Source organism: Rhizobium sp. R634, assembly GCF_002211305.1.
Lineage (GTDB): Bacteria > Pseudomonadota > Alphaproteobacteria > Rhizobiales > Rhizobiaceae > Rhizobium.
On sequence record NZ_LOKW01000029.1, the window covers coordinates 132,469 to 149,966 of the forward strand.

Consider the following 17,498-nt stretch of genomic DNA (forward strand, 5'->3'; position numbering starts at 1 on the left):
AGACCATGAGCAAGATCATTTGCATTCTGTCTGCATCCGTCGCCTGCCTCGCGCTGACCGCCGGACTGGCGGGCGCCGAGGAACTGACGATCGCCACCGTCAACAATGGCGACATGATCATCATGCAGAAACTGTCGCCGGAATGGGAGAAGGAGACCGGCAACAAGGTGAACTGGGTGGTGCTCGAAGAAAATGTTCTACGCCAGAAGGTGACGACCGACATCGCGACGAAGAGCGGCCAGTACGACATCATCACCATCGGCGGCTATGAGGCGCCGATCTGGGGCAAGCAGGGCTGGCTGGCGCCCGTTGACGATCTCGGCGCCGATTACGACTATGACGACTTGCTCGCTCCGATCAAGACCGGCCTGACCGTCGACGGCAAGCTCTATGCCGTGCCCTTCTATACAGAAAGCTCTTTCACGCTCTACCGCAAGGATCTCTTCGATGCCGCCGGCATCAAGATGCCCGATGAACCGACCTACGACCAGATCAAGGAATATGCGGCCAAGCTGACCGACAAATCAAAGGAACAGTACGGCCTATGCCTGCGCGGCAAGCCCGGCTGGGGCGAGAACATGGCGTTTCTCGGAACCATGATCAACGCCTATGGCGGGCGCTGGTTCGACATGGACTGGAAGCCGCAGATCAATTCCGAGCCCTGGAAGAAGGCGATCACCGACTATGTCGAGCTGATGACCAAATATGGCCCTCCAGGCGTGACTGCCAACGGCTTCAACGAAAACCAGGCGCTGTTTTCGACGGGCCACTGCGCGATGTGGATCGATGCGACGTCGGCTGCCGGCCGTGTCTACGACCCGAAGCAGAGCAAGGTCGCCGACAAGATCGCTTTCACGCGCGCGCCCATCGCCGTTACGGCGAACGGCTCGAGCTGGTCATGGTCCTGGAACCTGGCAATCCCGGCGACCTCGACCAAGCTCGAAGCGGCCAAATCCTTCCTGAAATGGGCGACCTCCAAGGACTACGTCAAGAAGGTCGGCGAGACGGAGGGTTGGGTCGCGGTGCCGCCCGGCACTAGAAAATCGACCTACGCCCTGCCGGAATATCAAAAGGCGGCCCCCTTTGCCGATACCGTGCTGAAGGCCATCCTCTCGGCCGACCCGTCCAAGCCGACCAAGGACCCCGTTCCCTATACCGGTGTTCAGTTCGTCGCCATTCCCGAGTTCCAGGGCATCGGCACGCTCGTCGGCCAGCAGATCGCCGCCGCTCTGTCCGGACAGCAATCGGTCGATGCCGCTCTCGACAGTGCCCAGAAACAGGTCGAGCGCGACATGAAGAAGGCCGGCTACCCGAAGTGAGCCTTTCATCCTCGCGGCCTGCCCGCGAGTTCCTCCCGGAAAGGTCCCGGCAGCACGACTGCCGGGACCTTCTGGTCAGGCGATTGGCCATCATTTTGCATTACCGGCGTCTGCGCCGGCTGAACTGGAGAACGATATGAGACTGAAAGACAAGGTTGCCCTGATTACCGGCGGCGCGCGCGGCATCGGCCTCGGCTTTGCCGAGGCCTTCGTCAAGGAAGGCGCCAAGGTCGTCATCGCCGATATCGATATCGAACGGGCAACGAAATCCGCCGCCGCGATCGGCCCGGCGGCCAAGGCGATGAAGCTCGATGTCACGGATCTCACGGCGATCGACACGCTCGTCGCAGAGGTCGACAAGGAGTTCGGCGGGATCGACATCCTCGTCAACAATGCTGCCATTTTCGACATGGCCCCGGTCAACGAGATCACCGAGGCCAGCTACGACAAGGTTTTCTCGATCAACCTGAAGGGCCCGCTCTTCATGATGAAGGCCGTCTCGAACGTCATGATCAACCGGGGCAGGGGCGGCAAGATCATAAATATGGCCAGCCAGGCCGGACGGCGCGGCGAGGCGCTGGTGCTTTTATACTGCGCTTCCAAGGCGGCGATCATCTCGGCGACGCAGTCGGCAGCGCTGGCGCTCGTCAAATACGGCATCAACGTCAATGCGATCGCCCCCGGCGTCGTCGACGGCGAGCATTGGGATATCGTCGATGCGCATTTTGCCAAATGGGAGGGGCTGAAGCCTGGCGAGAAGAAGGCCGCCGTCGCCAAATCCGTTCCGATCGGCCGCTTCGCCACACCCGACGACATCAAGGGGCTGGCCGTCTTCCTGGCCTCGTCAGACAGCGATTACATCCTCGCCCAGACCTACAATGTCGACGGCGGCAACTGGATGAGCTGATCGCCCTTCTGCAAGAAGTCTGGAGCTAGAGATGGAAGCCATCTGCTATACCGAAAAGGGCGTCGCGGTCACCAAGGCGCTGCCGCTGCCGGAACTGCGGCCCGGCCATGCGCTGGTGCGCGTGCGCGCCGCCGGTCTTTGCCACACCGATATCGACGTTCTCCATGGCCGTTACGGCGAAGGCCGCTTTCCGCTCGTCCCCTGTCATGAATATGCCGGCGTGATCGAGGCCGTGGCCGGCGATGTCTCCGGCCTTGCCGTCGGCGCCCGTGTCGTCGTCGATCCCAATCTTCCCTGCGGAGAGTGCCGGGCCTGCCGCAAGGGATTGACCAATCTCTGCCGCGACCTGAAGGCCTATGGCGTGACGGAGAACGGCGGTTTTGCCGAATACAGCCTAGTCAAGACCGATCACCTGCACGAAATCGGCGATCTCGACTTCAATCTCGCCGCGCTCGCCGAGCCGCTCGCCTGCGTTTTGAACGGTCTTGGCAGCGCCGGCCTGCAGGCCGGTCCGGCGGGAACGGAAACGGCGCTGGTCTTCGGCGCCGGGCCGATCGGGCTGCTGCTTGCTCTTTCCCTGAAGGCCGAAGGCGTCTCGTCGGTGACGGTTGCCGATATCAACGAGGGCCGCCTGGCCTTTGCCGAGCGGCTGGGACTGGAGACGGCCGTCTCCGGCTCCGAAGCGCTGGCCGGGCGCCGCCGCAGCTTCGATTTCGTTGCCGATGCAACCGGCATTGCCCGCGTCGTCGAAGGCATGATCGACTTCGCCGCCGATGGCGGCACGGTTCTGGTCTTCGGCGTCTGCGCCCCCGACCAGCGCATTTCCCTCGCGCCCTTCGAGATCTTCCGGCGCCAGATCCGCTTCGCCGGCTCCCACTCGCTGAACCGCAACATTCCACAGGCGCTCGACGTTCTCAGGAGAGATACCGGCGCCATGGCACAGCTGGTCTCCCACCGGCTGCCGCTTGGCGAGGTGCTTCCCTTCATCACCAAAAAGTCCGCCGACCCGGCGACGATGAAGGTGCAATTCTCCATGGACTAAAGCACGTCGCGATCTTCCAGATTCGCTCCCCGTGCTTTAGGTCTTTGTTTTTACGCGTGTCGTTATCGCAAAACCGCGGACACTTTTGCGCGACACGCTCTAGATGCGGGTGATCGACGGGGCCGCTTTTCGTCCGGCGATGAGTCATCTAGAAACCGTCGGAGACGCCGCGTCAGGAGAGCAGATGGTGGGAAAGACGATCAAAACCATGGAGGACTTTTCGGAGTTCGTCGGCCTGTCGCGTCCCACCGTCTCGAAATATTTCAGCGATCCCATGTCCGTGCGCCAGAAGACGCGGGAGACGATCGAGCAGGCACTGAAGAAATCGGGATTCCGGCCGAATATCTTCGCCGTCAATCTCAACCGGCGGCGCAGCAACATTCTCGGCGTCATCATTCCCAATTCCACCGACCCCTTCTATATGGCGCTCACCCGCCGCATCGAGATGATCGCCAACGAGACCGGCTTCCTCGCCTTCGTCCTGTCATCGGACGGCAAGGCCGAAATGGAGGACCGGGCGATCAAGACGCTGAAATCGATGAATGTCGCAGGCGCAATCATCGCGCCGCTCGGCGTGGAATCCCACCACGCCACACTCGACGAGCTCGGCCGCAGCGTTCCGCTCATCTACGTCGATTCACCGCTCGACGAGACATCCTCCTTCGTCGGCACGAACAATCGCCAGAGTTTCAGCCTGATCGTCGATTATCTCTGCCGCTCGGGCGAACCGCCCTGCTATTTCGGCATGCCGCACGTCAATACCAACGCCTTGACCCGCCAGACGGCCTATCTGGAAGCGATGGAGCAGTTCAAGATGGCGCCCAGCATTGTCGAGCTGACGGACAGCAAAAGCTGGGACTTCGAACGCTTCGGCTTCGAGGAGGCGACCCGCATCCTGACGTCGGGCCAGGGCTTTCCGACGCGCACCGTGCTCTGCGCCAACGACCGCGTCGCCTTCGGCGTCATCGCCGCCGCATTCCAGCTGGGCCTCAAGGTCGGCCATGGCGCCAATTACGACTTGCGGGTCGCGGGACATGACGATCACCCGCTGTCGCGATACGCCTGCCCTCCGATCACGACGGTGGCGCAGAATTATAACGAGATCGGCCGGCTTGCGATCGAAATGCTGCTCGGCAGGCTCGGCGAGGGCGAGGGGCCTGCCGCCACGCCGGCGGCCCGCATTCTTCTCAATGCCGAGCTCATGCTGCGGACCTCGGCCTGATATGGCGCATCAGGCGCGGGGCAGTCCCGCCGGCCTTAAATGTTTCCTCAGCGCGGCAATCCTGAAGATGGCATTCGCCGCGCCATAACCGCGATAACCGCGCCGCTCGACGATCTCGAAGAACAGACCCTCGCCATAGGTGGGGCTGTAGAGCTGGAAATATTCGCCTGAGTCATCGCGATCATAGAGAATGTTGTTAGCCTTGAGCCGATCGGCGAATTCGGCGTCAAGGCCGAAGCGGGCTTCGAGATCGTCATAATAGTTCGGCGAGATCGAAAGCGAGATGAAGCCGTTCGCGGCAAGGGCGGCGGCGGTCGCGAAGATGTCGTCGGTCCTGAAGGCGAGATGCTGGATGCCGGAGCCGAAGGTTTCGGCAATGAAGCGGCCGGCGAGCGTATTGCGGTTTTCCGCGCCGTTCATCGTGATGCGCAAAGACCCTTCCGCATTTTCAACCACCTGGCTGCGGACGATGCCGGAGGGATCGACGATATCGACCATCGGCGTCTTCTCGGCTTCGACGAGCGAGGTGTAGAAGAGCAGCCAGGTCAACAACTCCTCATATTTCATCGTCTGCGCCATATGGTCGATCGATTGCAGCCTGGCCGGCTGCGGCGCGGTTTCGTCTTCGATCGCATCGAATTCGATCTCCCAGATGCGGGCAAGCTCGCTCTTGCGATCGAGGAAATAGAGGACGCCGCCACCGACGCCGCGCACGGCCGGCATCTCGATCTCGCCGGCATCGAGCGATTGCTCGAAGCGTTCCGCGCCAAGCGCCACGGCGCGCTGCAACGCGGCCTTGGCATCATCAACCATCAAGCCTGCAGCATAGGCCGAGGTGCCATGGACGGCGTAGGAGGCGCTGGCAAAGCCCTTCTGCTCCGTGTTGATCACGAGATTGATCGCACCCTGGCGGAAGACCGTCACGAGCTTGCTCTTGTGTCTGGCCGCCTTGCTAAAACCGAGGCTCTTGAACAGCGCCTCGAGCTCAGGCGCTTCGTCTTCATCCGCCGTGAACTCGACGAAGGCAATACCCTCGACAGCGGCGCGCGGCGGCATGGCCGGCACCGGCAACGCACTCTCCGGCTGCTGGCGCTTCACCTGGTCGCCGAGATAGATCAGCGAGCGGCGGCCATCGACGGCGATCGCGCTCGGCGAGCCGCCGCGAAACTGATCGTTGAAGATCTCAAGCGAGAGATAACCGTCATAGCCCGTCGCGGCGACGGCCTTCATGAAGTCGAGCACCGGCAGGTCGCCTTCCCCCGGCATGTTGCGGAAGTGCCGGCTCCAATAGAGCAGATCCATGTCGATCAGCGGCGCATCGGCAAGCTGGATAATGAAGATCTTCTCCTTCGGGATCGACCGGATCGAGTTGACGTCGATCTTGCGCGACAGCGTATGAAAACTGTCGAGGATCAGGCCGATATTCGGATGATCGGCCCGCCGGACGATTTCCCAGGCATCGCGGTGATCGTGGATGTGGCGGCCCCAGGCAAGTGCCTCGTAGCCGACGCGCAGCCCGCGCTTGGCGGCGCGCTCGCCAAGTTCGTGAAAGTCAGCTGCCGCCCGGTCGAGGCCGCCAAGCGCGGCCGGCGAAACGTTTGAGCAGACGAGCACGAGGTCGGTTCCCATCTCCTGCATGATGTCGAACTTGCGTTCCGCCCGGTCGAAGGTACGGCTGCGCAGCGGCTCCGGCATGCCTTCGAAATCGCGGAACGGCTGGAAGAGCGTGATCTCCATGCCGAGGTCGCGCACCATCCGGCCGACCTCCTTCGGGCTCTCGTCGAAGATCAGAAAATCGTTCTCGAAGATCTCCACCCCGTCGAAGCCGGCCTTGGCGATCGCCTCCAGCTTGTCGCGGAGGTCGCCGCTCAGTGAAACAGTCGCAATCGATGTCTTCATCGGCGTGATCCTTCCGGAGTTCAGGCGTTTACGTCGTCATCGTCTTGAAATGCGCGAGCATGCGGCCGGCATCGGGTTCCCTGCCGGTGATCAGGCGAAAGGCGCCGACAGCCTGGAAGACCGCCATGCCGCCGCCATCGAGCGTCCGGCAGCCGCGCTGCCTCGCCTGCCGCAGAAGCTCGGTCTCCAGGGGGAAATAGACGATCTCTGCGACCCAATGGCGCCTTTCCAGGAGTTCCGGCGGAAGCGGTGTGCCGGGATATTTGGCCATGCCGGTCGGCGTCGCATGGATCAGGCCCGATGCGTCTTTCATCGCTGCTTCCAGGTTGCTTCCCGCAGCGATCGACGCGCCGGGAAAGAGCGCGGACATCGTTTCGGCCAGATCGACGGCGCGCTCGTGCTCGCGATCGAAGACCGTCAGCCGCTTAAGGCCGAGCGTCAGGATCGCATAGGCGGTCGCCACGCCCGCGCCGCCGGCGCCAAGCTGCACGGCGGAAGAAAGGTCCGCTTGCGGCAGCCCGCGCCGGAAACTCTCGGCAAATCCCCACCAGTCGGTGTTGTGGCCATAGCGTCGGCCGTCCTTCAGGACGACGGTGTTGACGGCGCCGAGCGCCCTGGCTTCGGGCGACAAGTCGTCGAGCAGGGGAATGACGAGCTGCTTGCAGGGATGCGTGATATTGAGACCGGCAAGTCCACGCGCTCCGGCATCGCCGATCAGACGCGGAAGATCGGCCGGCGACGCATTCAGTTTGATGAGATCAATCAGCTCATAATCGTAGTCCAGCCCCTGCGCCGCACCTTCCTCCATATGCATGGCAGGCGTCAGCGAGGCCTGGATGCCGGAGCCGATCAGCCCGGCCTTCAACGGTTTCAGGAGAGTCTCGGCCATGCGCCAATTCCTGTTTTGCTCGTGATGGGAAAGGCCCCCGGGATCGCCCGCGGGCCTGATCTGCTTACTTGCCGCGAACCGTGTCGAGCTCCTTGAAGAGCTGTGTCACGGTATCGGCACCGATCTGAGCCGCGAACTTGTCGACCAGCGGCTTGACGGCGTCGCGCAGCTTCTGCGTCTCCTCGGGGCTGAGCTCGGCGACTTCCATGCCGGTCTTCCTGATTTCCTCGATCGCCTTGGCGTCCAGCTCCCTGGAAACCTTGCGCTGATAGTCGCGGGCTTCCGTCGCAGCCGCCTCGAAGACCGCCTTTTCTTCGTCGTTCAGGCCGTCCCAGAACTTCTTGCTGATCAGCACGATCTGCGGATTGTACTGGTGACGGGTGATCGTCATGTACTTCTGCACTTCGAAGAACTTGGCGTTGATGATGTTGGCGGCTGGGTTTTCCTGGCCGTCGACCGTGCCGGTTTCGAGCGCGGTATAGAGTTCCGTATAGGGCAGAGGCACTGCATTGGCGCCGAGGCTGTTGAAGAGTTCGATCGGGATCGGCGACTGGATGGTGCGGATCTTCAGGCCCTTGATGTCCTCGAGCTTGGTGACCGCATGACGGTTGTTGGTGAGGTTGCGGAAACCGAGCTCCCAATAGGCGAGACCGACGAGGCCGGTATCGGGCAGGAGCTTCATCAGGCTGGTGCCGAACGCGCCGTCCATCACCTTGTCCGCCTCTTCGCCGCTGTTGAAGAGGAAGGGCAGGTCGACGGCGCCGAACTGCTTGACGTTGCTTGCGAGGATGCCGGCGTTGAGCACCGTCATCTCGATGACGCCGCCCTGCAGGGCCGACACCGTCTGAACGTCGCCGCCGAGTACGCCGCCCGGAAACAGCTTGACCTCGATCTTGCCGCCGCTCTTTTCCTTCACCAGCTCGGCGAACTTCTCCATGCCCATGACCTGGGGATGGCCCTTATTGTTGGCGGCGGCGAATTTGAGGCTGTGTTCACGGATTTCGGCCATGGCAGGGCCGCTCGCCAAGAGGGCAATGGGCAGAGCCAGTCCCAGCGCCAGTTTCGTCAATCTATTCAGCATGTTTTCCTCCCAGGATAGAGCCGGCATCTCCCTCCGGCCGCGTTGAAATTCCATCGCCATCATCGGCGACATCAGTGTCCGAACCAGGCGACCGGAGCGGTCACCAGCGCAGGGAAAAGGACGAGCAGAAGCAGAACGATCAGCTCGGCGATCATGAAGGGAATGACGCCCTTCATGAGATCCTCCATCGACAGCTTCGACACGCCGCAAATGACGTTGAGCACCGTGCCGACCGGCGGCGTTATCAGCCCGATCGAATTGTTGATGATGAACAGCACGCCGAAATAAACCGGGTCGATGCCCGCCTGCTTGATGATCGGCATCAGCACCGGCGTCATCACCAGGATCGTCGGCGTCATGTCCATGGCGGTGCCGACGATGACGATGAGCACCATGATGGCAAGCAGCAGCAGCGTCTGATTGTCCATCAGCGGCTCGACGAGGCCGGCAAGCTCGCCGGGCACATCGGCAACGGTGATCAGCCAGGCCGAGACGGCGGCGCAGGCAACCAGGAACATCACCACCGAGGTGATCTTCGCAGCCGCGACGAAAACCTCGAACAGCCGCGACGGCGGCAATTCGCGATAGACGACCATCGACACGAACAGCGAATAGACCGCCGCGACGACGCCGGCTTCGGTCGGCGTGAACACACCGAATTTCAGGCCGACGATGATGATGACGGGAAGCATCAGCGCCCAGATGCTTTCGACGAAGGCCTTCATCCGCACGGCGCCGCTCTGTTTCGGCGGCAGGGCGAATTGCTCCTTGCGGGCGACGATCAGCCATGTGACGCAGAGGGCGGCCGCGATCAGCAGGCCGGGAAAGATGCCGGCAAGGAACAGCTTGGTGATCGAGACCCCGCCGATGACGCCATAGAGAATGAAGCCGATCGAGGGCGGGATGATCGGGCCGATGATCGAGGCCGAAGCGAGCAGACCGCCGGCGCGAGCCGGATCATGACCCGATTTCAACATCATCGGGAAGAGCAGGGCGCCAAGGGCGGCCGCATCGGCGACGGCCGATCCCGAAAGGCTGGACAGTACGCAGGCCGCGAAGATCGCGACGAAGCCGAGGCCGCCCCTGATATGGCCGACCATGGCCATAGCGAGATTGACGATCCGGCGCGAAAGGCCGCCTGTGTTCATCACCTCGCCGGCGAGAAGGAAGAAGGGCACGGCCATCAGCGGAAAGCTGTCGGCGCCGTTCAGCACGTTCTGCGCGACGATCTGCGCATCGAACATGCCGAGATACATCATCAGCGCCACACCGGTGATGATGAGGGCAAAGGCAATCGGCACGCCGAGCGCCATGGGACCGAGAAGTGCGCCGAGGAAGATGGTGACGGTCATGGTGCGCTCCTCAGTGCTTCGGCTTCAGCACGGGAAAGGCCGTCTGGGCGGGATCTTCGAGTGCTGCCTGTTCTTCGCTGTCGCGCACGAGTGCGGCGGTCGTCACGTCGATGCGGCCGGTGGCGATCGCAAAGGCGTCCCACAGGAGGATGAAAAAGGCCGGCACACCGAAGGCAAGGCCGGCGCCGTAGAAGACACCCATCGAAATGCCGGTTGCCGGAGCCGAAACGTGCAGATTGATCAGCGTCTGGGTCCAGCTGCCGCTGATCATCAGCCATGTGGCGGCGAGCATCATGCCGTAACCGAGGAGGACAGCGAGTTTGGCGACGGACTTCGGCAGGCGCGTGATCAGGGAATCGACGCCGAGATGCGCGTGCTCGCGCATCGCGACGACGGCGCCGAGGAAGGTCAGCCATACGAAAAAGATGCGCGAGAGTTCTTCCGAAGAGGTGATGCCCTGGTTGAAGGCATAACGCAGCACGACATTGCCGAAAACCAGCACGACCATAGCTGCCAGCAGGAGCGCGATCGTCACCTTCAGCGCGAAGAAATAGAAATCGATGATACGGGTCATTCGCTCCTCCCAAGCGTGGCCTTGCTCTTACCGGTCGACCCTCGTCAGGCCCGCCGGAGCGCGTCATGACCGAGATATTGCCGTCGCGATCAATTCCTCTACTGTTCGCTTCTCCAAAATGTACTAACTAGTTGGTATGTCAAGCGACATCTATTGAAACATACCCTCAACGTGAATAAGACTGACGGACATCGGAAACAGAAATGCATGCTTCCACCGAAGCCGAAGACCGAAATTCGAGATTTAAAACAATAGATTAGAAAGCGCGGTAACGGGGCTCATGGCGGAACGGGGCGAAAACGGCCGGAAGAACGATCCACAGCAGACGAAGGAGGACATTCTCCTCGTCGCGACCGAAGAATTCTCGACCCATGGACTCGCCGGCGCCCGCGTCGACTCGATCGCCGAGAAGACGCGCACCTCGAAGCGGATGATCTATTATTATTTCGGCAGCAAGGAGGGGCTCTATCTTGCCGTGCTGGAACAGTCCTACCGCAAGATCCGCTCGCTGGAATCCGATCTGCATCTCTCCAACCTCGAGCCGGAAGAGGCGCTGCGGACGCTGATCTCGACGACCTTCGACCATGACGAGGCCAATCCCGATTTCGTCCGGCTCGTCAGCATCGAGAACATCCATCACGCCGCACACATGCTTCGCTCGGAGGCGATCCGCGATCTCAACGTCTCCGTCATCGAAACCATCGCCGGCATATTGGAGCGCGGCTTCGACCAGGGTGTCTTCCGGCGCAAGGCCGACCCGATCGACATCCATATGATGATCAGCGCCTTCTGCTTCTTTCGCGTGTCGAACCGCTACACCTTCGGCACGATCTTCCGGCGCAATCTCTCGGACGGCGAAACTATCGAGCGCCACCGCGGAATGATCGCCGATGCCGTCGTCAGCTACCTGAAAAGCTGACGGGGCAGGTTCTCGTCACCCGCGCTACGATGACAAGGGGATCGCAATCTCGAATTCGGCGCCTGTACCGGTCGTCTGCCGAAGGTGGATCGTGCCGCCGTGGGAGCCCAGCATGGCGTGGACGATGCCGAGGCCCATGCCGGTGCCGCCTTCTTCGCGGCGGGTCGAGAAGAACGGCTGAAAAATGCGGTCGCGGTTCGCTTGGGAAATGCCGCTGCCATCGTCCCGCACGAGAATGAAGGCGCTTCGGGCGTCGGCCGACACCGTGAATTCGAGCAGTTTGGCACCATGCCGAAAGGCGTTGTCGGCCAGATTGGCGAAGACGATGACGGCGGCTTCCTGGGGAAGCGCGATCGTTTTTTCCGTATCTCCCGTGCCTGAAATATCGAGCGCGGGAAAACGCTGGCGCAATGGGCCTATGATGCTTGCGACGCTGCTTCTGCCTTCGGCCATCGGCGTTTCCGCCTGTGCAAGCTCCCTCAGCCGCTGCAGCAAGGCGTCGAGCCGGACAGCGTCGGCGACGATATTGTCCAGAAAATGCAGGCGCTGGGCTTTCGTCATCGGCCTTTCCGCGTCATCGTCACGCAAGAGTTCCGCCGCGCCGCGAATGGCCGTCAGCGGCGATTTCAGTTCATGCGAGACATGCGCAGCAAAAGAGCGGACATATTCGGTGCGGTCGACCAGTTTCCCCGCGAGATCGAGGAAGCTCTGCGACAAGACGGCAATCTCTCGCGTCCCGTAGCTTTCCAGCGGCCGGATCGCCGCCTTGCCGCCGCGGGCGATCTCTTCCGTCCGCGCGATCAAGGCATCAATGGGGCCGGTGATGGTGCGCGTCAGCACATAGGCGACGCCGAGCGTCAGGATAAGCACGACGACGAGGGCGACGATCTCCACCGGCTCCATCCGGTTCGCGCTCGCCTCGGTGGCGCGAAACCAGATGACGATGAGAACAGGTAGCGCCATCACGGTCAAAAGCACGGCATAGACGATCAGCGCCAGCGGCGGCCGCCATTTCGCCCTGACTTTTAGCGCCGGCATCAGGCCTTCCTCCCGTCGCCGAGCTTGAAGCCGATGCCGTGAACGGTGGCGATGACCCCGGAGCCGCCGGCCGCTGCGAACTTCGACCTTATGTTGCGGATATGGCTATCGATCGTCCGATCCGAGACATAGGTACCGGCACCATAGGCCGCTTCCATCAATTGCTCGCGGCTGAAGACCATGCCGGGACGCGACAGCAATGCGTCCAGGATCGCGAATTCGAGCGCCGTCATGGCGACGGCACTCTCGCCGAACATCACCGTCCGGCCATGGCGGTCCAGGCTGATCTCGCCGGCGACGAGGGTGGAATGGCGTCGGTCGGAGCCTGCTTCATTGCCGCTGCGCTTCAGGATCGCCTTCACCCGCGCGACCAGTTCGCGCGGGCTGAACGGCTTGGTCACATAGTCGTCCCCGCCGATTTCGAGGCCCAACACCCTGTCGATCTCCTCGTCGCGCGCCGAAAGGAACAGGATCGGCAATCCCGATGTCTTGCGGATCTGGCGGCAGACTTCGAGGCCATCCATACCGGGCATGCCGATATCGAGAATGATGAGGTCGATATTGCCCCGCCGGAAGGCCGCCATCGCCTCGGTGCCGCTGCGGGCGGCCGTCGATGCCAGGTCGGCGCGATCGAGGGCAAAGCAGATCACATCGCGAATGTGTGGTTCGTCATCGACGACGAGAATGCGGGGCGCCATCACCGGTCCTGTATCGGTTTGTCGTGCCTGTTGTCACCGTTCTCGTCCGATCTTGCAATGGCCGCGGGAGCCAAGAGATTGGCCTGCAGCCGCGCCGCCCTGAAATTCCAGCTGCGCCAGCCGCGCGGGCGCCACTCGAAATCCCTGACGAGATAGAACCGAACTGACAGCGCCTCATTCCGCTGAGCGACCATGTGGTCCGGCAGCCTGGAGAGATAGAGGTCGAGCGCCGGAATGACGGAGGGACCGAGCGAGGAGAGATAGGCAAGGTCGAGCGGTGGGCCTTCCTGGCTGATTTCGCGGCTGTGGGCGACATTGAAGCGGGCGATGAAGGCCGAAAAATCGATGAAGGCGCTGATATAGAGTACCGCAATCAGGGAAACGAGGTTGGCGGCGATCAGCCACTTGTTGGACCGGTTGAACAAGATGCGCAGCAGGATCAGGACAAGGCCGATTGCGACGAGGCTCATCCAGATGCCAGCGGCGACACGCAGTTCCGTCAGCGAATAGACTTCGACGTAGAGCCCGAGCCGCAGCATCGACGACAGGCAGAGAAGGACGTTCTGGCCGATCCAGGCATGGACCAGGCCGCGGATGAGCGGACTATGATCGCCGGGGCCGCCGCGCCGCATGGCAATGAGGACGAAACCGGCGGCAAGAAGCGCGGTCGCGATCAGGGGATAGGCGCCGCGATGCGCATATTCGGCATGGCTCATGTGAGCAGGCAAATCCGCGCCGCCCCAGAGATAGACGAGATCGAGAAGCGTCTGCACCGCAAAGACCGCATTGAACAAAGCGAGCGACCGCAAGAGCGAGGCGTGGCCGAGCGGCGCATTCCTGGCGGGCACGATCATGAACCCGCGATCAGGCTGCGGCCGGACGCCACGCCGATTCAGTCGCGGCCGCAGCATCGCCCAGACCACGATGGCGATCATCATCCAGAAGCCGATCCGCCACGGATCGAGGAGCTGCAGCAGAAGGCCGAAATCGATGCTTCGCAGCGCGATCTCAATAAGCGGATTTGCAGTCGCAAAGAGAGACACGAAAATCGCAGCGAGAACGAGCGGCATGATCCAAAGGCCGATGCCTTGGCGAACGCCGGTGAAAGAGAACCGTCTGCCCGGCATTGCAAGATATTTACTGATGCTCTCGGCAAGCCGCAAAGGAATGATGAGAGCGAAACGAACGAAGACCAGCGGCACGGCTGTGAGCCGGCGAGGCATGAGCCTGGCGCTGACGAGAGCGACCGACATCAAGGCGCCGAGGCAAAGGGCAACGCCGATGAGCGAGGGCGCCTCCAGCAGCGGGGCCGAAGCCAGGGCCAGAAAGCCGAGCAGAAGAGCTGCCTTCGAAGGCGATGGCGGCCTCCGGGCCGAAAGCAGAATGCCGATGCAGACGGCCAAAGCGAAGAGGAAAAGGTTTATCCCGGGCGCATAGCCAAAGATCAGAAAATCGGCAAGCGCCACCAGCCCAAGCAGCGTGGCGACCCGGACGCTGTCGCGCCTGATGGGCATTGGTTGTGTCAGGGTATCGGTTGTGTCCATTGCTGCTCCTCTCGCAAATGCCGCTTTTCGATCATGATGAGCCTGTTTCCCGATGGTTTCTCGGCAGGGGCCCCTTCGGTCAGCCACCAGCCGTCCTTGCGGAGGCGTTCCGGCACGGCGAGGGGCGTAATAAAGGGCGGGGTTTCGTTCTTGCTCATGCCGGCAAGATGCCCTGCCGGATTGCAGATTTTGTGCAGAGAGTGAGGAGCAATTCAGGAAATTACGCCGACCCAGGAGGCACGAGAGCTCGTCAGCTGGCAGCCGGTGACGATTCACGAATCCCGCGGAAGGCACTTGGCCTTGGCAGGTGAGGGGGCTGCACTTTTTTCGGCAATCGGGGTCGAGGCGATCAGCCTGGCGAACGCTGCCTGGGATCGCACCCCGGTTTTGCCGAAGCATCGGCTAGTATGCGTTTTCACCGTGTTGGCGGAAATTCCGAGGGCCTTGGCGATTTCAGGCAGATTCATCCCGCTGCCGATCAGCGCGGCCACCCTTGTCTCGGCTTCGGTCAGGCCGAAGATGCGTTGCAGCTGCTGCGCCTGCCGGCGGGCCTTCGCTTCCGGATCGACGATATGGATCAGCAGGCGTGCTCCGCTGTCGACAGCATCCCAGATGGACACCGCCGCCGGCGCAAGCGGCGTGATCATCACCAGATAAGGCGGCAAGCCCGACGGTCGGGAGATCGACAGCACCCCTTCGAAAGGCGTGTCTTCGCCATTGGCAATCAATAAAGCCTGGCGAATGGCGTTCGTCAGGCGGATGGAGCTTTCGGAGATGTGGGCTGCAAGCGAAGGCCTCTCGGATCGGCTAAGGAAGATGCCGTCGGCCCGTTTGAACAGCGCTTCGGCCGCCGCATTCGGGAGAAGAACCGCGCCTCGACCGTCAAGCAGCATGGCGGCATCGGCTATCGCATCGATCAGCCGTTGCGGCAGTTCGGGAGCGCAGGCGATCCGACTGACTTGAAAGGAAAGGTCGATTGCGCGCGTCATATGCGGGCTGAGCAGCTTCAGCCGCGCTGCCGCTTCCGCGGCGTGTTCGTCCTGCTGCCGGGACAGGAAAAGAGCGACACCGCCAATGCCGCCGCGCTCGTGCAGGCTGGCATGCGGCAGGAAGAGCTGATTGAAGATATCCTGAGGTTCGCAGATATCGGCATAAAAGGCGGAATGCCGGACGGCCTCGGCGTCGATCATCGTGTTGCCGATCGCGATCTCGCCGGGCTTTACCCTCTCGAACGCACGGGCATAGGGATTGCGGGTGTAATGCTGGAGATAGAGCTTGTTTAAATCGTCCCGCATGCGGCCGGGGATCAGGAAGCTGCCGCGGCCATCGGGCGCCTGATAAACGATGTTTCCGCCGGTGGCGCCGACATAGTCGGCGATTGAGCAGAGGGTATCCGACCATAGTTCGGAGCGGACCGCAGCCTGATAGACGGCATCAACGATATCGACATGATCCATATCAGCGCTTCTCGTTTTCACGACGACGGTTCCGCCAATTGCGTAGATCGCCACATTCGCTTGCTCTATAAATATCTAGGGGGAGGCAGGACGACGAGCATCACCCGATCAGGCGATTTCGTCTGCCGGTCCAGGGAGACCGGCAGGTCGAGATCAACGAAGGAAGCGTGACATCTCGTGCAATTGATGAGTGAGGACTTTATCTGAATCGCGGCGCGCGCCTGGCATTATGGAGCAGTTCGCAGGCCGTCGCGAATGGCCCGAAGAGCCGGAGCAACAGCGCTTGTTCCTCGGCATCTATCTGATGACGAGCGCAGAATTCGGTTACGGACCAGACTTTCGTCAGATCGTCCGTCTCGATTTGCTTGGGTTCGATGTGTTCGGTCAAGGGCGTGTCCTCCGAACATCGAGACTACGCCCACGCGGCTTTTATAAGAACTAGCTAAAAAGAGCTATATTGGTGCGCCGGGGCCCTGCGGCAAGAATTGCCAACATGCCAAAACGCCCGCCGGTTGCACGGCGGGCGTTGTCTCTCACCGATCTACTGCTGCGGATCAAACGCCGACGCCGTCGGGATGATAGTCCGTGCCGGTGATGTTGAGCGTCACCTTGGCAGTGTCCGTGTGGCCTTCGCCGTCGGAGATCTTGTAGTAGCGGAGAACTTCCGTGTAGGTCTGACCTGCATCGAGATCCTGCGTCAGCTCATAGGTGAAGGTGCCGTCCGACTTGACGTGGAACGTGCCGTAGGTGCCCTGAACGTCGGTAACCGCGCCGTTGTGGGCATCTACCTGCGTGCTCAGGAACTGACGCAGGAACATCTTGCCATTGTCGCCGGCAATATCGTTGTCGAGAACGTTGCCGCCGATCGGGCTGCCTTCGGTGAAGCTGTAGGTATCGTCGACAGCGATCGGCTTGACCTGGGTGACGCCCTGGATGTTCAGGGTGAACAGGCCGACGTCGGTGTGACCGCTGCCGTCGGAGATTTTGTAGGAGACCTTCTCCTGGTACGATTCGCCATTGGCGAAACCGATCTTGGCAGCGTCGCTCAGAACGTAGGTGTAGCTGCCGTCAGGCTTGACGAAGAACGTGCCGTAGTCGCCCTGGATTTCGGTGATCTGGCTGTTGCCGCCCTTGGCGCCAACGCTTGCGCCATCGAAGGCGCGCAGGAACAGGTGGCCGTTATCGGAAGAATCGTTGGAAAGCAGGTTTCCGGAAATAACGTCAGTTTCTAGAAATGTTGCACTATCATCAGTTGCGTGTATCGGCGAAGCCATTGCTCTCTCCTTAGATTAATTATCGGCGGGTCATTTTTGACCATAGCGAGCGGCTCCTTTAACAACTTATTAATTGTACAAGTCAATGGGGTATTTAACGCAAGGTTAACATTCGCCTCAAACGTGTGTTATTGCCATTTTATCGACCAATACGTTCTCGACATCAGTCAAATTTGAAGAAATTGCGAATAATTTATGCGCGGTAAACTTGAAGGAACCTCTACGGGGACTGTTGCCCCGGCGCTGTCTGCACACCATTGCAATCCTCGGCACCTGCACCTAC

At 61.3% G+C, this 17,498-nt stretch carries 17 protein-coding genes; 5 read left to right on the forward strand and 12 right to left on the reverse strand.

The genetic code is table 11. The features are described from left to right. Nucleotides 1-5: 5 nt before the first annotated feature. The 4 genes from ATY77_RS31510 (at nt 6) to ATY77_RS31525 (ending at nt 4,490) form a co-directional block, all read left to right on the forward strand. Nucleotides 6-1,319, forward strand: a complete 1,314-nt coding sequence (locus tag ATY77_RS31510) for a sugar ABC transporter substrate-binding protein (protein ID WP_190237726.1) — start codon at nt 6-8, stop codon at nt 1,317-1,319. A gap of 136 nt (nt 1,320-1,455) precedes the next feature. After that, a complete protein-coding gene (locus ATY77_RS31515; RefSeq protein WP_088690335.1) occupies nt 1,456-2,226 on the forward strand; it encodes an L-iditol 2-dehydrogenase in 771 nt (256 codons plus the stop codon). Between the two features lie 31 nt (nt 2,227-2,257). Then, nucleotides 2,258-3,268, forward strand: coding sequence for a zinc-dependent alcohol dehydrogenase family protein (locus ATY77_RS31520; protein WP_088690336.1), 1,011 nt, complete (start codon nt 2,258-2,260; stop codon nt 3,266-3,268). A 208-nt stretch (nt 3,269-3,476) separates the two neighbouring features. Beyond that, nucleotides 3,477-4,490 carry a LacI family DNA-binding transcriptional regulator gene (locus tag ATY77_RS31525; RefSeq protein ID WP_088690475.1) on the forward strand — a complete coding sequence of 338 codons (1,014 nt, stop codon included), beginning with the start codon at nt 3,477-3,479 and terminating at the stop codon, nt 4,488-4,490. A gap of 9 nt (nt 4,491-4,499) precedes the next feature. Here ATY77_RS31525 and ATY77_RS31530 read toward each other — a convergent pair whose 3' ends face one another. The 5 genes from ATY77_RS31530 to ATY77_RS31550 form a co-directional block, all read right to left on the reverse strand. Continuing rightward, nucleotides 4,500-6,389 carry a sugar phosphate isomerase/epimerase and 4-hydroxyphenylpyruvate domain-containing protein gene (locus ATY77_RS31530; protein WP_088690337.1) on the reverse strand — a complete coding sequence of 630 codons (1,890 nt, stop codon included), beginning with the start codon at nt 6,387-6,389 and terminating at the stop codon, nt 4,500-4,502. Between the two features lie 28 nt (nt 6,390-6,417). Beyond that, on the reverse strand, nt 6,418-7,278 hold the full coding sequence (locus ATY77_RS31535; protein ID WP_088690338.1) for a shikimate dehydrogenase: 861 nt from the start codon (nt 7,276-7,278) through the stop codon (nt 6,418-6,420). Between the two features lie 64 nt (nt 7,279-7,342). Beyond that, nucleotides 7,343-8,359: a TRAP transporter substrate-binding protein gene (locus tag ATY77_RS31540; RefSeq protein WP_088690339.1), complete on the reverse strand. Its 1,017-nt coding sequence runs from the start codon at nt 8,357-8,359 to the stop codon at nt 7,343-7,345. Between the two features lie 71 nt (nt 8,360-8,430). Further along, nucleotides 8,431-9,711: a TRAP transporter large permease subunit gene (locus ATY77_RS31545; RefSeq protein WP_088690340.1), complete on the reverse strand. Its 1,281-nt coding sequence runs from the start codon at nt 9,709-9,711 to the stop codon at nt 8,431-8,433. 10 nt (nt 9,712-9,721) lie between these two features. Then, nucleotides 9,722-10,285 (reverse strand): TRAP transporter small permease, encoded by a 564-nt coding sequence (locus ATY77_RS31550; protein WP_088690341.1) that lies wholly within the window; start codon nt 10,283-10,285, stop codon nt 9,722-9,724. 280 nt (nt 10,286-10,565) lie between these two features. On the opposite strand from ATY77_RS31550, the gene ATY77_RS31555 reads away from it, so the two are divergent. Next, nucleotides 10,566-11,204, forward strand: a complete 639-nt coding sequence (locus tag ATY77_RS31555; protein WP_088673964.1) for a TetR/AcrR family transcriptional regulator — start codon at nt 10,566-10,568, stop codon at nt 11,202-11,204. A gap of 24 nt (nt 11,205-11,228) precedes the next feature. Here the strand turns inward: ATY77_RS31555 and ATY77_RS31560 are convergent, their stop codons facing one another. The 7 genes from ATY77_RS31560 to ATY77_RS31590 form a co-directional block, all read right to left on the reverse strand. Next, a complete protein-coding gene (locus ATY77_RS31560; protein WP_088690342.1) occupies nt 11,229-12,242 on the reverse strand; it encodes an ATP-binding protein in 1,014 nt (337 codons plus the stop codon). Then, a complete protein-coding gene (locus tag ATY77_RS31565; protein ID WP_088690343.1) occupies nt 12,242-12,940 on the reverse strand; it encodes a response regulator transcription factor in 699 nt (232 codons plus the stop codon). The genes ATY77_RS31560 and ATY77_RS31565 overlap by 1 nt, the downstream gene beginning before the upstream one ends. Next, nucleotides 12,940-14,484: a DUF4173 domain-containing protein gene (locus ATY77_RS31570; RefSeq protein ID WP_088690344.1), complete on the reverse strand. Its 1,545-nt coding sequence runs from the start codon at nt 14,482-14,484 to the stop codon at nt 12,940-12,942. Before ATY77_RS31570 ends, ATY77_RS31565 begins: the two co-directional genes overlap by 1 nt. Continuing rightward, complete coding sequence (locus ATY77_RS31575) at nt 14,463-14,642, reverse strand: hypothetical protein (RefSeq protein WP_088690345.1); 180 nt, start codon at nt 14,640-14,642, stop codon at nt 14,463-14,465. The genes ATY77_RS31570 and ATY77_RS31575 overlap by 22 nt, the downstream gene beginning before the upstream one ends. Nucleotides 14,643-14,756: 114 nt before the next feature. Continuing rightward, nucleotides 14,757-15,962, reverse strand: a complete 1,206-nt coding sequence (locus ATY77_RS31580) for a helix-turn-helix transcriptional regulator (protein ID WP_245314415.1) — start codon at nt 15,960-15,962, stop codon at nt 14,757-14,759. A gap of 178 nt (nt 15,963-16,140) precedes the next feature. Further along, nucleotides 16,141-16,329 (reverse strand): hypothetical protein, encoded by a 189-nt coding sequence (locus tag ATY77_RS31585; RefSeq protein ID WP_088673958.1) that lies wholly within the window; start codon nt 16,327-16,329, stop codon nt 16,141-16,143. 166 nt (nt 16,330-16,495) lie between these two features. Continuing rightward, a complete protein-coding gene (locus ATY77_RS31590) occupies nt 16,496-17,215 on the reverse strand; it encodes an Ig-like domain-containing protein (RefSeq protein ID WP_088673957.1) in 720 nt (239 codons plus the stop codon). Between the last annotated feature and the right edge of the window lie 283 nt (nt 17,216-17,498).